Genomic DNA, 14,841 nt, shown 5'->3' on the forward strand with positions numbered 1-14,841 from the left:
GTGCGAGGTTTCATCCCAACAAGAACACCCCTTACGGCAACGGCGCCGCGACCGGGGCCCGCCCGGAAAAGGGCCGGGTCCCCGCCTCGCGGAAGACGGCCCCGAGCCCGGCAAGGGACGGCATCACATGGAGGACGATCATGAAAGAATATCTGAAATTCTACATCAACGGCCAGTGGGTGGACCCCGTCGAGAAGAAGACGCTGGAGGTCATCAACCCGGCCAATGAAGAGCCCTTCGCGCTCATCAGCATGGGTTCGGCCAAGGACGTGGACAAGGCGGTGGCCGCCGCGAAGGCCGCCTTCCCGAAATTCTCCACGACGACCAAGCAGGAGCGCATCGAGCTTCTCCAGTCGATCATGGCGGTCTACCAGAAGCGCTATGCGGACATCGCCGCCGCGATCACCGAGGAAATGGGCGCGCCGCAGAAGCTTGCCCAGCATGCGCAGGCGGCCATGGGCATCGCGCATCTCAACACCAACCTCGAAATCCTGAAGAAATACGAATTCGAGGAAGACAAGGGCCCGACGCGCATCGTGCGCGAGCCGATCGGCGTCTGCGCGTTCATCACGCCCTGGAACTGGCCGATCAACCAGATCGCCTGCAAGGTGGCGCCCGCGCTCGCCGTCGGCTGCACCATGGTGCTGAAGCCTTCGGAGGTGGCGCCGATCAACGCCTATATCTTCGCCGAAGTGCTGCATGAAGCGGGCGTGCCGGCCGGTGTGTTCAACCTCGTCAATGGCGACGGGCCGGGCGTCGGCTCGCCGCTTTCGTCGCACCCCGATGTCGACATGGTGTCGTTCACGGGCTCGACGCGGGCGGGCATCCTCGTCTCCAAGGCGGCGGCGGACACCGTGAAGCGCGTCGCGCTCGAACTCGGCGGCAAGTCGGCCAACATCGTTCTGGAAGACGCCGACCTCAACAAGGCGGTGACGGGCTCGGTCTTCGGCATGATGTCGAACTCCGGCCAGAGCTGCAACGCGCCGTCGCGCATGCTGGTGCCCGCGTCCAAGCAGGACGAGGTCATCAAGATCGCGAAGGCGGCCGCCGAGGCCGTGAAGGCGGGCGACCCGAACGCGGAAGGCACGACCATCGGCCCCGTGGTTTCGGAAGTGCAGTTCAACAAGATCCAGGCGCTCATCCAGAAGGGCATCGAGGAAGGCGCGACGCTCGTCGCCGGCGGCCCGGGCCGCCCGGAAGGCGTCAACAAGGGCTATTACGTGCGCCCGACGATCTTCGCGAACGTCACCAACGACATGACCATCGCGCGCGAGGAAATCTTCGGGCCGGTGATGGCGATCCTGCCCTACAAGAACGAGGAAGAGGCGATCCAGATCGCCAACGACACGGTCTACGGGCTTTCGGGCTATGTGCAGGGCGAACCGGCACATGCGAAGAAGGTGGCGTCGCGGATGCGCACGGGCAACGTGCACCTCAACCTCGCCGGGCCCGACCTCAACGCACCGTTCGGCGGCTACAAGCAGTCGGGCAACGGCCGCGAATGGGGCGAGTTCGGCTTCGAGGAGTTCCTCGAGGTGAAGGCTGTGCTGGGGTATAACGCGGCTTGATGGCTGGCGTTATGCGCTGACGATATTCCCGGGTTTGTCCGGGTACGGAAAAGCCGGTCTCGGAAGGGGCCGGCTTTTTTTTGTTTTGATGCGCCATAACTCTTCGACCGCGCTGAGCGGCGAATCTACTAGCAGCGAATCCGCGAATTCATCGAAAGAAACCAATTGAGGATGTGCAGAATCATATTAGGTTTTCAAACAGGTTTTGGGCACCCTCGACCTCTCACCGAGTCAAACGCCCTCAATTCGGAAAACTGACGCTCCTTTCTTTTTCATGGGCGCGGAGTAATCGGTGGGCTGCGTTCAGAAAAGGAAGTCGAGCATGTTCTCACTTGCTATTCCTCTATCTGTGGAAGCAGTTAAAAGTATCAAGGCGTCGCTAACACGCTCAATGTCTGAAGTGAAGTCATCGCACCGTTGCGAGGCTATGGCTCGAGGGTTGGGTTTTAGGACGCATGCGTCTCTACGTGCTGGAGTGAAGAACGGTGTCTGCCCCCAAGCAATTGTCGATGGGGAAGCATTTGTTGCTTATTTGCGAGAACGCCGATTTTCAGATGCTACGGCGCCGAGCTTCTATATCGCCTGCGCTCAAGTGGCAGTTAGCTTCGCACTCGAGAAAGAGCCGATGCTCTGTTGGCATGGTATTGGCTTTGGAGAGTATCAGCGCAGGAGCGATGGCTCTTTAGAAAATATGAACGAGCGTCATGAGCGGTTCTACGGAGATCGAGCCAAGCTTTGCAGTCCCCACTACGTGCAACAATTTCTTCGTGCGCTCGTGGTTTTGACGAATGTAGAACGGTGCAAGAATATTACGAGCGTCTATGGAAGTTACAGGCTCAAGCATGTTGCGGAACGAGCGGTCAGCAACTACCCAACTGGTGAGAAGCTAGGACCCGATTACGTTTCAAACGGTGCATTCATTGCCGCTGCGATCCACGTCGGATTCAAGTGGCGGACTTCGACAAAGCCGAATGGCGAATATTACCCAAACGTGGGATTCAATATGTCAACACGGTCTCTGCGGTACTTGGAGAGTGGGAGCGGGATGAGGCGATGAAATTTGTTTGATCAAGTCGCCTAAGAAGAAGCCGGTCCTGAAAGGGACCGGCTTTTTTGTTTGGAAGTTTCAAAACCAAACCGTCATTGCCGGGCTTGACCCGGCAATCCAGAAGGCGCGCAGCGCGCGCCGTCTCTCTTCACAAGAATTTCTTGCGCAGCGGGACGCCGCCTGCGGCGGCTACTGGATGCCCCGGGTTGCCCTTCGCATGGCTCAGGGCGTTCGGGTCTCGAAAAGGTCCACCGGACCTTTTCGTTTGCTTGCGCAAACCGCCCCTCACCCCGGGCATGACGAGTTTGGGGGAAGGGTGCGCGCTGTCTTGATTGCTGTGGCAAGAGGCGCTGCGAGTGGGTCCCGGCTTTCGCCGGGATGACACTGAGGGGGAGGTGGGGTTTTTCGTGAAACCGCTGTCTTTCTTTCCTTACCTCCGACGTAATTGTCGCGCTGACCGGGGGGTGTGACGCTTCTTCTGAGACAACAGGAGGAGCTTTTTCATGCCGGGACGGTTGGTGGGGCTTGTGGCGGTCATTCTTGCCTTTGGGGCGCTGAGTTTCATGGCGTTGATGGAGGCGGGGTATCTCGGTGTTTTCCTCGGGCCGCTGCAGAGCTGGGCGGGGACGCAGGTGCTGGTCGATCTGGTGATCGTCTGTGTGCTGGCGATTATCTGGATGGCGCGCGACGCGAAGACGAGCGGGGTCAATCCCTGGCCGTTTGTGGCGGTGACGCTGGCGGCGGGGTCGTTCGGGATTTTGTTCTATCTCGTGGCGCGCGAAGTGAAGGCTCGGGCGGCGTGAAGACTCAGCGCAGCGTGGCGGGGTCGCAGGCCGCGACGAGGCCGCGTCCGTAGAAGGCGTCGCCGCCGCGGCCCTCGGCGGCGGCGCGCGATGCCATCAGCTCATGGGCGAGGCGGCATTGCGCGGCGGCGTCGGCGGCGAGGTCGGGCGGGAGCTGGTTCGATGCGACCGCATCGGCGAAGTCGATATAGCGAAGTGCGGTCGCCTTGAGCGCGCCGGAACCCGGATGGCCGGAAAACGCGCTCGCGGCAAGCGCCTGGCAGAGTTCGCCGTCCGCCGCGCAGACCCGGTCATAGGCGACCGCGTTCCAGTAGAGCGCCTCGCCCGTCTGGCGCATGGGCGGCAGCGTGCCCGCGCTGTAGGCCCTTGCGATGGCGCCGAAGACGAAGCCCGCGAACATCGGCTCGCTGTCGAGAAAGCGGTGGCCGAGTTCGAGGCCGGTGTCGAGATCCTCGAGGCCGGCGGTGCCGCCCGCCAGCGCCTTTTCCAGCCGGTTGAACCGATAGAGGTCGTTGACGCCGATGCGGCGGAACATCGCGTCCGAACGCGCGCCGATCACGCTGCCCGCCGCCTCGTCGATGAAGGTGGCCGAAGCGGGAGCGGACGCTGCGGCGAGCGCCCATGCACCGAGGATGGCAGCGGCGAGGAAAGGCAATCGGAGCATGACACGGTCTCGCGTGAGGCACCCGCCCGGAGCGGCGGCGCGGGCGATTATGAGCCGCGAAAGCTGAACAAAAGCTTGTCCGGGGCTCAGCCCTTGAGGCGGCGCTTGCGCGGTTCGTCGACGAAGACCATCAGGATGACGGCGCCGGTGAGGACGGCGATGGAGGTGACGAAGAGGGCGCTGAAGGAAAGATTGTGGGCGATGAGGCCGCCGAGGAGGGGGCCGGCCGCCTGCATCAGCGAGGTCGCCGTGTTGAGGACGGCGATGCGCATGGGGAGGTCGTCGCGGGCGCCGAATTCCACGATGATGTTCTGATTGCTGTTCTGGAAGCCGCCCTGGCCCGCGCCGAGGCCGGCGAAGACGAGGGCGAGGCCGAGGAGGTCGTGGGTGAAGAGGAGCGCGAGCGTCGACGCCGCCCAGAGGCCGACCGACGACATGAAGACGAGGCGGTTGCCGAAGCGGTCGGCGAGCGTGCCCCAGGCGAGATTCGCGCCCGTCTGCGCGAGCAGGAAGGCGGTGGAGAGCACCGCGAGATTGGTGCCGGAAAGGCCGATGCGCTCGCCCGAATAGAGAATGTAGAAGGGCACCGCCATGGTGCCGAGCGCGGCGAGGCCAGCGGCGAGGTAGAAGCGCGTCAGCGCCTTGTCGGCGCGGAGCATGGCCGGGATTTCACGGAGGCGGCCGCCGAGCGTGGCGCGGGCGCGGATGGTCGGCGGTTCGGGCTCGCGGACCAGCATCAGGAGCGAGAGGCCGATCGACGTCAGGATGAAGGCGACGAGGAAGGTCGTCGAATAGCCGTTGCCGAAGGCGTTGCCCTCGACGAGATATTTGCCGCCGAGATAGGAGACGCCCGCCGCCGTGAGGCCCGCCGTGAAATTGCGGAAGCCGGTGAGGCGGCCGCGGAGCCGCAGCGGGATCACCTTCGCCATGAGGGTGTTGAAGATCACCGCCTGCATGCCGTTGAAGAGGCCGAAGAGGCAGAGGAAGGCGATGGCCGTTATCAGCGCGAGGTTGTCCGGCAGGAAGAAGCCGCCAAGCGCGAGGCCGAGGACGCCGGCGCGCATGCCCCAGCCGATCAGGAGGCCCATCGGGAGGACGCGCTTCCTGTGCTCGATCAGCGTGGCGCCGAAAATGGAGGAGGCCGACGCGCCGATCCATTGCGCGGCGAGCGCGAGGCCGACGGCGAATTCGGAGCCGGACAGCAGGAAGATATAGGCGGGGACGAAGGTCGGCGCGTTGACGAGGCGGAAGCCGGTCTGGCCGAGCAGGCCGTGGGCGAGGTTGGCGACGTAGTTGCGGGGGAGGTTCCGCTCGATCTCGGCCTCGTAGGCGATTTCGGCGTCGGCGGCGCGGCGCGCGAGCTCGTCTTCGGTCAGCCGGTCGTCGGTTGGGGGTGTCTCCCGGTCCAAGCGCCTTGTCCCTGTTGTTATCTGACTGTTTGTCAGGCGTGGCGTCGGCGCCTTTATAGACTCGTTCGGCGGTTCGGGTCAGTGGGGATGTCGTCAAAGTTTCAAGGAGGGGTGTTCGGGGGTGAACCGGGCGCGCTTTCGGTTATGCGCCGAGATCCCTCGCTTACCCCTCCCCGAAAAATCCAGGATTTTTCGACCCTCCCACAGGGGGAGGGTGGGAAGGAAGGGCTGGAGGTTTTATTCCCGCAGCCATTCCTCGCGGGCGCGGGCGCCGGGGGCCTGGGCGAGGGTTTGGGCCAGCCAGTCCATCAGGGAGCGGGCGGTGGATTTGTCGCCGGGGGCCTTTTCGGTGAGGGCGAAGGGCGGGTTGACGATGACGAGGCCGCAGCCGGTCATGCGCGTGGGATCGGCGGCCCTGATGTGGAGTTCGAGGCAGAGGGTTTTCGCCGGGCCCTCTCCGGCGAGGCGTTCGAGGAAGGCGCCGGAGACGGAGGGGTCCTTCACGGGATACCAGATCATGAAGGTGCCGGTGGCGAAGCGCGATGCCGCCTCGTTGAGGGCGCCGACGAGGCGGTCGTATTCGTCGCGTTGCTCGAAGGGCGGGTCGATCAGCACGATGCCGCGGCGCTCCTTCGGCGGGAGCATGGATTTGAGGGCGGTGTAGCCGTCGATCATGTGCGTCTTCACGCGGGCGTCGCGGCGGAAGCGGGCGGCGAGGGCGGCGGCGTCTTCCGGGTGGAGTTCGCAGAAGGCGAGGCGGTCCTGCGGGCGTGTGAGCTTCGCGGCGAGGGCGGGCGAGCCCGGATAGATGCCGAGCGGCGAGGGCAGCGCGGCGAGGTAAGGCGCGAGGGCGGGATGGGGATCGGGCGCGGCGAGCACGCGGGCGATGCCTTCGCGGAACTCGCCGGTCTTCTGCGCCTCGATGCCGGTGAGGTCGGTTTCGCCGGTGCCGGCATGGGTGTCGAGCACGAAGAAGGGTTTGTCCTTCCGTTTCATGTAGTCGAGCACGAGGGCGAAGACGGCGTGTTTCATCACATCGGCGAAATTGCCGGCGTGATAGGCGTGACGGTAGTTCATAGGAGACCGAGCGTCAGGAGGATGGCAATGCCGCCGCCGGCGGCGAGGAGGAAGAGCGCGAGCGCGGGAACGAGCCCGGCGGCGCGGCCCGCGAAGACGATCATGTAGACGCCCTTCAGGATGTTGTTCGACGCGGCGGCGATGAGGATGGCGGCGACGCTTGCCTGAAGCGCGCCGGAGGACTGGGCGACGGAAAGGACCAGCGGATCGACATCGGTGACGCCGGCAAGCGCGGCGAGGACGAAGAGGCTTTCCTCGCCGAATTCGACGCGCGCCCAGCCGACGGCGAGCGAGAGCGCGATGAAGAGCAGCGCGAAGACGAGGGCGGTCTGGATTTCGAGCGGGTTCGAGGGCGGCAGGCTGTCGCCCTTGCCGGCGGCGGCGCCTTCACGGCCGCGCCAGAGAAGGATGGCGGCCATGACGAGGCCGAGCGCGAAGAGGGCGACGAGCGGGAGCATGAGCGCAAGCGCGAGATCGCGGTTGAAGATCGCGACGACGACGAGGATGCGCAGGAACATGACGGCGGTGGTGAGGACCAGGGCCGCATGGATGCGCGCCTGCGGGCCGGCGGCGCGGGCCTGGCGCGAGAGGACGACCGTGGTGGCGGTGGAGGAATAGAGGCCGCCAAGCCCGGCGGAATAAAGGAGGCCGCGGCGCGGCGCGAGATAGCGCTGCACCAGATAGCTCGCATAGGAGAGGGAACTGACGACGACGACGGCGAGCCAGACCTGATAGGGCGTGATTTCGGTGAGGTCCGTCATCGGCTCGTTCGGCACGAGGGGCAGGACGATGCCGATGACGATGAGAAATTTCGCCAGCGTGGCGAACTCGCTCGTGTCCAGGGTTTCGGCGAAGGCATGGAGCTTTTCGCGCGCGCCGGCGAGAAGCACGGCGGCGACGGCAATGGCGACGGACACCCAGAGAGGCTCCACGAGCGCGAGGGGACCGAGAAGGAAGGCGACGAGATTGCCGACCGGTGCCACGATGCTGCCGTCGAGGCGGACGCCCGGCTCTGCCGGCATGCGCGGCTCGGCGCGCTGCTGCTCCAGCACCTGCCAGTACCAGATCGCGAGCCAGAGGCCGAGAATGGCGAGGCCGCCCAGGAAGAGAAGCGCGCTTTCGGGCGCGAGCGCATAAAGCAGCGCGCCGGTGAGCGCGAGCAGCGGGAAGGTGCGCACGCCGCCCGGCGGCTTCATGCGTTCGTCGCCGAAATATTCCTCGAAGGCGAGCCCGAGAAAGAAGGAAAGGCCGAGCAGCGCGAGAAGACGCTCCGGCGCGAGCAGCGCGTCGGGCAAGGCGGCAAAAAGCTCGTCGGCGGTTTCCGGCATGTGCGTCTCAGGGTGCGAGAATATCCGCCTGAAGCAGGGCGGGCTCGAAGGGAATGACGACGCGGCTGTCCGGCGCGGGCTTTTCGGCGGGCTGGCCGCGATAGTCGACGCGGGCGAGCAGGTCGCGGATGAGATGAATGCGAGCGAGGCGCTTGTCGTCGGCGCGGACGACATTCCAGGGCGCGACGGAGGTGTGGGTGCGGAGAAGCATGGCGTCGCGGGCGCGGCTGTAGCCGGTCCAGTGTTTCACGGCGACGTTGTCGATGGGCGAAATCTTCCACTGTTTCAGCGGATCCGTGCGGCGGTCGGCGAGGCGCTTCTTCTGTTCGGGTTTCGAGATGTCGAGATAATATTTCAGGAGGACGGTTCCCGAGCCGACCAGCATGTCTTCGTATTGCGGCACGGAGACCATGAAGCGCTCATATTGCTCGTCGTCGCAGAAGCCCATCACCCGCTCGACGCCGGCGCGGTTGTACCAGCTCCGGTTGAAGATCACGAGTTCGCGCGCGGCGGGAAGATGCGCAGTGAAGCGCTGGAAATACCATTCGCTCCGTTCGCGGTCGGAGGGCGTGCCCAGCGCGACGACGCGCGTCTCGCGGGGACTGAGATGCTGGACGATGCGCTTGACGACGCCGTCCTTGCCGGCGGCGTCGCGGCCTTCGAGGATCACCAGCAGTTTGCGGTCGCGCGCGATGATGTCGCGCTGGAGTTTCACCAGTTCGACCTGAAGCTCGTAGAGCTCCTTCTTGTAGCGCTTGTCCGACAGCGCGGGCGGGTCTGCCGGTCTTTTGGTGCCGCTCATCTGACTGTTTTCCGAAAGGGACGATCGAGGGAGCCTAGACCCACGCTCCCGGCCCCGGAAGACCCTGTGTCGCCGCAGGCGCGCCAAAGGGGCTTGATCCCGGCGCGGGGAGCGGCTAGTGATATGTTATAATATATCATTTCAGTCAGGGGGCTCTTCATGTCATACCGGTCTTTCCGTGCGCCGGCTTTCGTCCGGCGGGGCATTTTCATCGGCGTGTCGCTGAGCGCACTTTGCGCCGCGCTGCCGGCAGGCGCCGAAGAGGCGGCGGACGAGAAGGAAGCGGTGCAACTGGTGCCGCTCTTCGTGACGGCATCGCCGCTGGCCGCGCCGCTCGACGAACTCGCCGTGCCGGTGACGGTCGTGACGCAGGACGAGGTGCTGACGTCGTCCGCCTCGACCATCGGCGCGCTGCTGAAGGACAAGCCCGGCATCACCGAAAGCTCTTTCGCGGCGGGCGCGAGCCGGCCGATCATTCGCGGCCTCGACAATACGCGCGTGCGCGTGCAGGAGAACGGCATCGGCGCGGGCGACGTGTCGGCGGTGAGCGAGGATCATGGCGTGCCGATCGATCCCCTGACGGCGAAGCGCGTGGAAGTGGTGCGCGGGCCGGCGACGCTGCGCTATGGCAGCGAGGCGATCGGCGGCGTGGTGAACGTGCTCAACGACCGCATTCCGACGATGCTGCCGGAAGGCGGCTTCGAGGGCGAGGCGTCGGTTTCCTACGACACGGTGAATGACGGGCGGCGCATCTATGGCGAGATGAATGCGGGCGAGGGGAATGTCGCTTTCCATCTCGACAGTTTCGCGCGCAAGACGGACGACTACCGTATTCCGGGGCCGGTGGACCGGCAGGTGAATACGTGGACGGAGACATCCGGCATCGCGGGCGGCGCCTCCGTCATTATCGACGAGGATGCGGTCAGCGGCTATGCGGGCGCGGCGGTCAGCTATTACGACAGCAATTACGGCATCCCGGCGGGCGATCCGCTTGACCCGATCCATATCGACATGCGGCAGACGAAAGTGCAGGCCGCGAGCGAACTCGAATTCAACGACGGGCCGTTCAGCAAGCTCGGGCTGACCGGCGGCTACAGCGACTATTCGCATGGCGAGATCGATAGCGTGGGGGATACGGGCTCGCGCTTCGACAACAAGGAATGGGAAGCGCGGGGCGAGTTGTCGCATCGCGCGGTGGGACCGCTCACGGGCGCCATCGGCATCCATGCGCGCGGGCGCAAGCTCGAAGCCGCAGGCGAGGGCGGCGAACTGATCGCGCCTTCGGATACGGACGCCATTGCCGGTTTCATTTTCGAGGAAATGCCGCTCGCGGGCGAGTGGCTGAAGCTGCAGGGATCGGGCCGGGCGGAACATGTGAACGTGACGGGCACCGCGCTCGATACGGTGAGTGCGCTCGAATTCGACAGCGAGCGGAGCTTCACGCCGCTCAGCTTCGCGGCGGGGCTCGTGGCGAATGCGGGCAATGGCTGGGTGTTCGGCTTCAACGCACAGCGCGTGGAGCGGGCGCCGGACGCGCTGGAGCTTTATTCCAAGGGACCGCACGAGGCGACGGAGACGTTCGAGATCGGCGATCCGACGCTCGGCAAGGAAACCGCGCGGACGCTGGAACTGACCGCGAAGCGCACAGGCGACGATTATTCGTTCGAGGCGGCGGTGTTCCATACCGAGTTCAGCGACTTCATCTACAAGCAGCTGACAGGCATCACCTGCGACGACGATTTCGCTTCCTGCGGCGCCGGAACGGAGCTCGACCAGGTGCTGTTCACGCAGGAGGACGCGACTTTCCGCGGGTTCGAAGCGGCGGGCCGCGTGACGCTCATGCGCTGGGGAACGGCGAAGGCCGGCCTCAGCGGACAATTCGACATGGTGCGCGCCGAACTCGACGCGGGCGGCAACGTGCCCCGCATTCCGCCGATGCGGGCGGGCGCGGGCGTCTTCTACGCGGATGAGCAATTGTCGGGCGAGTTCGGTTTCCTGCATGCCTTCGAGCAGGACCGGCTGTCGGCGAACGAGACGGAGACGGGAAGCTATACGAACCTCAAGGGCGAGGTGCGCTACCTGATGCCGTCGGCCTCGGGGAGCACGTCGCTCGAGCTTGCGCTGGTGGGCGAGAACTTGCTCGACGAGGACATCCGCAACCATGTTTCGTTCAAGAAGAACGATGTGCTGCAGCCGGGACGCAATGTCCGGGTGGTGCTGACGGCACGCTTCTGAAGCGCCGGCGGCGCTCGCTTCGGCGGGCGCCGCGGCTTGCCACATGAGGGGCGGTGCGTTGCGCGTTTTTCCTGCTTAGCCTACCTACAGGCCGATGAAGGGCTGGAGGGCGCGGGCGATCCAGCCGTCGAAGCGGGTCGGGCCTTCGGTGACGGCGAGGCAGATGCATTCTTCCTCCGTGCCGATCTGGAGGCTGTGCATCTCGGTGTCGTCGCTCTCCTCGACATCGCCGGCGGCGAAACGGCCATGTGGATCCTCGAAGCTGCCTTTCAGCACCAGCACGAGTTCGGTGCCGCTGTGGCCGTGCTTCGGGATTTTCACGCCGGGGCGGGCGCGGAGCATCCAGAGGCGCTGGTCGTTGGGGCCGCCGCGCCAGAGCTTCACCTTCTTCATGCCGGGGCCGAGGAAGCTCCAGTTCAGATCGTCGACGCCACGGCCGAGCCAGGCGCGCAAGGGCGGCGGAAGCGGGTCGGCGGATTTGCTTTCGACGCGAGGACGCGCGGCGATTTCCGCCTGCGCTTCATCGAGGAGGGCGAGCGTGCGCGCGAGCGCTTCGGGCGCCATGCGCTCCGGCGCGAGCGTGTCGAGGAGCGCGCCGCCGGCGGCTTCCGCCACGGCGAGGCGCGGCGCGGCATCGTCGAGAAAACTCAGGTGGCAAGCGACGAGCAGCGACTGGCCTTCGCTCAAGCTGCCAGCGGCGTAGGCCATCAGCCATTCCTCGCCGAGACGGTGGGTGACGGGGCCGTATGTAAAGGGGGCGCTCATTTCAGATCCTCCAGCGCCGGACGCAAACGCGCGAACGCCAGTCTCAAACGCGATTTCACTGTGCCGAGCGGTATTCCGAGCCGCTCGGCAATAGCGGAATGGGGCAGGCCTTCGAGGAAGGAAAGCTCGACGGCTTCGGCCTGATCGGGGGGCAGGCCGACAAGCGCCTCGCGGACGCGGAGGCCTATTTCGGCACCGGCCATCTCCTCGTCGGCGGGACGGGGCGCCTCGGGAAGCAGCATCGGGTCAGAGGGATCGAAATCCGGACGGCGCTCGCGGCGCACCGTGTCGATGAAACGATTGCGCGCGATGGTGAAGATCCAGGTGCCTGGGGAGGCCTTGGTTCCGTCGAACTGGGCCGCCTTGCGCCAGACGGTCAGCATCACCTCCTGCGCGAGATCCTCGGCAAGGCGCTCGTCGACGCGGAGGCGCCGCAGATAGGATTTCACCCTCGGCGCGTAATGGCCGAAGAGCCGCGCGAAGGCGGTGCGATCGGCATGAAGCGCGATGGCCGCGATCAGCCGTGCCATCTCTTCCGGGCTTCCCGCCGGCGCCTCTCCGGGCGCCTTGTCTTCATTCATCAGGCCCAGCTTCCTCAGGTTCGGCTGCCAGTCATGGCAGCCGGCTCGAGCCGGTCCGATCCGCAGTGCGTGTTTCGTGCGCATGATGCAGATACGGGGTCCGTCCCGCCATGGATCACCCACGGCGTAGCGCCTGCGGGAGAGTCTAGGGAAAAGCGGGCGGGCGCGATAGCAGGGCATGTGGACGCACGCGTTTGTGATCCGGCAGGGCGGCGGCCGCGTAGGGATGAGGACAATCCGCTCAGTCTTTCCGCCAGAGGAATTTCATGTCTCCCTTCGACGACCGCGTTTTCCCATCCGATCCGGCGTCCGGAATGGATGGTTCCGGCGGCCCCCGGCGGCTGCGCATCGCGGTGGCGGGCACGGGCATTTCCGGGCTTTCGGCGGCGTGGCTGCTGTCGTCGCGGCACGATGTGACGGTTTACGAGAAGGACGCGCGGCCGGGCGGGCATTCGAACACCGTGGTCGCGGAGTGCGCGGAGGGGCCGGTCGCGGTCGATACCGGCTTCATCGTCTACAATGAACTCAACTATCCGAACCTGACGGCGCTGTTCAGACATCTCGGCGTCGAGACGATGGCGAGCGACATGTCGTTCGCGGCTTCGCTCGAAACGGGAACGGCGCGGCGTTTCGAATATTCGGGCTCGGGGCTGAACGGGATTTTCGCCGACCGGCGCAACATCGCGAGCCCGCGCATGTGGCGGATGATCGGCGACATCGTGAAGCTTTACCGCGCGGCGCCGGACCTCATCTCGATGACGGGGCTCGACGAGAAGCCGCTCGGGCAGTTTTTGCGCGAACAGGGCTATTCGGCGTCGCTGCGCGACGATCACCTGCTGCCGATGTGCGCGGCGATATGGTCGCTGCCGCTCGAAAGCGTGGAGCGGTTTCCGGCGCTGGCGTTTCTGCGCTTCTTCGACAATCACGGATTGATGCGGCTGAAGGGCCGGCCGGCATGGCGGACGGTGAAGGGCGGCTCGCGCGAATATGTGGCGAAGCTGGCGGCGGCGCTCGACGGGCGGATCAGGTTCGGCACGGGCGTGACGCGGGTCGTGCGCGACGGCGAGGGCGCGACGGTGCATGACAGCCGGGGCGGCGTGGCGCGCTACGACCATGTGGTGATCGCGGCGCATAGCGACGAGGCGCTGGCGATGCTCGGCGATGCGGATGAGCGCGAGCGCAGGCTGCTGGGCGCGATGCCCTACCGGCACAATGTGGCGTGGCTGCATTCGGACGCGTCGTTCATGCCGGTGCAGAAGCGCGTCTGGGCGAGCTGGAATTATATGGGCGGCGGCGCGGGCGCGCCGGTCTGCGTCAGCTACTGGATGAACAAGCTGCAGGCGCTGCCGACGGAGCGGCAGCTTTTCGTGACGCTCAACCCGTCGCACGAGCCGGCACCCGGGAGCGTGGTGACGCGGATCGACTACGATCATCCGGTGTTCGACGCCGGCGCCTTCGCGGCGCAGAAACAGCTCTGGCAGATACAGGGGCGGCGGCGGACATGGTTTTGCGGCGCCTATTTCGGTTCGGGTTTTCACGAGGACGGATTGCAGGCGGGGCTTGCGGTGGCGGAGGAACTGGGCGGCACGATGCGGCCCTGGACCGTCGCCGATCCGTCGGGCCGGATCAGCCTGCCGCCGCGGGCGGAGCGGAGCGCGAGAGAGGAGGCAGCCGCATGACGGAGATGCCGCAATCGCGGCTTTATCCGGGGCGGGTGTTTCACCGGCGGCTGCGGCCGCGCGTGCACGAGCTGAGTTACCGCGTCTTCTACATGCTGCTCGACCTCGACGAACTGCCGGCGCTGCACCGGTGCTCGCTGCTTTTTTCCTATAACGGATCTTCGCTGTTCGGATTTCACGACAGCGATCACGGCGACGGATCGGGACGGCCCTTGCGGGGCTGGATCGAGGCGCAGCTTGCGCGGGCGGGGATCGATACCGGCGGAGGCCGCATCCTGGCGCTGACGTTTCCACGCGTGCTCGGCTATGTGTTCAATCCGCTGACGGTTTACTTCTGCCAGCGCGAGGATGGCACGCTTGCCGCGATGCTCTATGAGGTGAACAACACGTTCGGCGACCGGCACAGCTATCTGATTCCGGTCGCGGACGGTGGCGCGGAGGCGGTGACGCAGGAATGCGAGAAGGCGTTCTATGTGTCGCCGTTCATCCCGGTTGCTGGGCGCTATCGCTTCAAGCTGTTGCGGCCCGGCGCGCGCATGGCGCTCACCATCCGCGAGAGCGACGAGGCGGGGGCGCTTCTCACCGCATCCTTCGCGGGCGAGGCGCGGGCCTTTTCAGACGGCCAGCTTGCGCTGGCGTTCCTGCGGCATCCGCTGATGACGCTGAAGGTGGTGGGCGGCATTCATATCGAGGCGTTCAGGCTCTGGCTGAAGGGCATGCGCCCGGCGGCGCGGCCGGCGGCGCCCGCAAGCCCGGTGACGATCGTCCCGTTTCGGGACGAAGCGGCATTTTCGGGCCCCCGTGTGTAACGCAATCTTAGTTCCCCTCTCTCTATAAAAGCACGAGTTTCCGCCAGAACCGCCTGCTTCCGCGCAGGCGAGC

At 65.5% G+C, this 14,841-nt stretch carries 12 protein-coding genes; 5 read left to right on the forward strand and 7 right to left on the reverse strand.

Annotated features, from left to right (window positions below):
• Positions 1-140 precede the first annotated feature (140 nt).
• Entirely contained in the window at positions 141-1,568 is a 1,428-nt protein-coding gene (locus tag Q8S60_RS02000) for an aldehyde dehydrogenase family protein (protein ID WP_305278535.1), read from the forward strand.
• A gap of 1,551 nt (positions 1,569-3,119) precedes the next feature.
• Entirely contained in the window at positions 3,120-3,419 is a 300-nt protein-coding gene (locus Q8S60_RS02005; protein ID WP_305278534.1) for a DUF2834 domain-containing protein, read from the forward strand.
• A 4-nt stretch (positions 3,420-3,423) separates the two neighbouring features.
• Here the strand turns inward: Q8S60_RS02005 and Q8S60_RS02010 are convergent, their stop codons facing one another.
• The 5 genes from Q8S60_RS02010 to ppk2 form a co-directional block, all read right to left on the reverse strand.
• Positions 3,424-4,083, reverse strand: coding sequence for a hypothetical protein (locus tag Q8S60_RS02010; protein ID WP_305278533.1), 660 nt, complete (start codon positions 4,081-4,083; stop codon positions 3,424-3,426).
• An 86-nt stretch (positions 4,084-4,169) separates the two neighbouring features.
• Entirely contained in the window at positions 4,170-5,492 is a 1,323-nt protein-coding gene (locus Q8S60_RS02015; protein ID WP_305278532.1) for an MFS transporter, read from the reverse strand.
• A gap of 237 nt (positions 5,493-5,729) precedes the next feature.
• Positions 5,730-6,569 carry a 23S rRNA (adenine(2030)-N(6))-methyltransferase RlmJ gene (locus Q8S60_RS02020; protein ID WP_305278531.1) on the reverse strand — a complete coding sequence of 280 codons (840 nt, stop codon included), beginning with the start codon at positions 6,567-6,569 and terminating at the stop codon, positions 5,730-5,732.
• Positions 6,566-7,897 carry a DUF4010 domain-containing protein gene (locus Q8S60_RS02025; protein WP_305278529.1) on the reverse strand — a complete coding sequence of 444 codons (1,332 nt, stop codon included), beginning with the start codon at positions 7,895-7,897 and terminating at the stop codon, positions 6,566-6,568. The genes Q8S60_RS02020 and Q8S60_RS02025 overlap by 4 nt, the downstream gene beginning before the upstream one ends.
• 7 nt (positions 7,898-7,904) lie before the next feature.
• Positions 7,905-8,699, reverse strand: coding sequence for a polyphosphate kinase 2 (gene ppk2 / locus Q8S60_RS02030; RefSeq protein ID WP_305278528.1), 795 nt, complete (start codon positions 8,697-8,699; stop codon positions 7,905-7,907).
• Between the two features lie 159 nt (positions 8,700-8,858).
• Here ppk2 and Q8S60_RS02035 point away from each other — a divergent pair, with 159 nt between their 5' ends.
• Positions 8,859-10,934, forward strand: coding sequence for a TonB-dependent receptor (locus tag Q8S60_RS02035; protein ID WP_305278527.1), 2,076 nt, complete (start codon positions 8,859-8,861; stop codon positions 10,932-10,934).
• Between the two features lie 84 nt (positions 10,935-11,018).
• Here Q8S60_RS02035 and Q8S60_RS02040 read toward each other — a convergent pair whose 3' ends face one another.
• Both Q8S60_RS02040 and Q8S60_RS02045 read right to left on the reverse strand, forming a co-directional pair.
• Positions 11,019-11,699, reverse strand: coding sequence for a ChrR family anti-sigma-E factor (locus Q8S60_RS02040; RefSeq protein ID WP_305278525.1), 681 nt, complete (start codon positions 11,697-11,699; stop codon positions 11,019-11,021).
• A complete protein-coding gene (locus Q8S60_RS02045; protein WP_305325770.1) occupies positions 11,696-12,280 on the reverse strand; it encodes a sigma-70 family RNA polymerase sigma factor in 585 nt (194 codons plus the stop codon). Before Q8S60_RS02045 ends, Q8S60_RS02040 begins: the two co-directional genes overlap by 4 nt.
• A 266-nt stretch (positions 12,281-12,546) precedes the next feature.
• Here Q8S60_RS02045 and Q8S60_RS02050 point away from each other — a divergent pair, with 266 nt between their 5' ends.
• Complete coding sequence (locus Q8S60_RS02050; RefSeq protein WP_305278522.1) at positions 12,547-13,959, forward strand: NAD(P)/FAD-dependent oxidoreductase; 1,413 nt, start codon at positions 12,547-12,549, stop codon at positions 13,957-13,959.
• A complete protein-coding gene (locus Q8S60_RS02055; protein WP_305278519.1) occupies positions 13,956-14,768 on the forward strand; it encodes a DUF1365 domain-containing protein in 813 nt (270 codons plus the stop codon). Before Q8S60_RS02050 ends, Q8S60_RS02055 begins: the two co-directional genes overlap by 4 nt.
• The last annotated feature ends 73 nt before the right edge of the window (positions 14,769-14,841 follow it).

Source organism: Parvibaculum sp., assembly GCF_030694575.1.
Lineage (GTDB): Bacteria > Pseudomonadota > Alphaproteobacteria > Parvibaculales > Parvibaculaceae > Parvibaculum.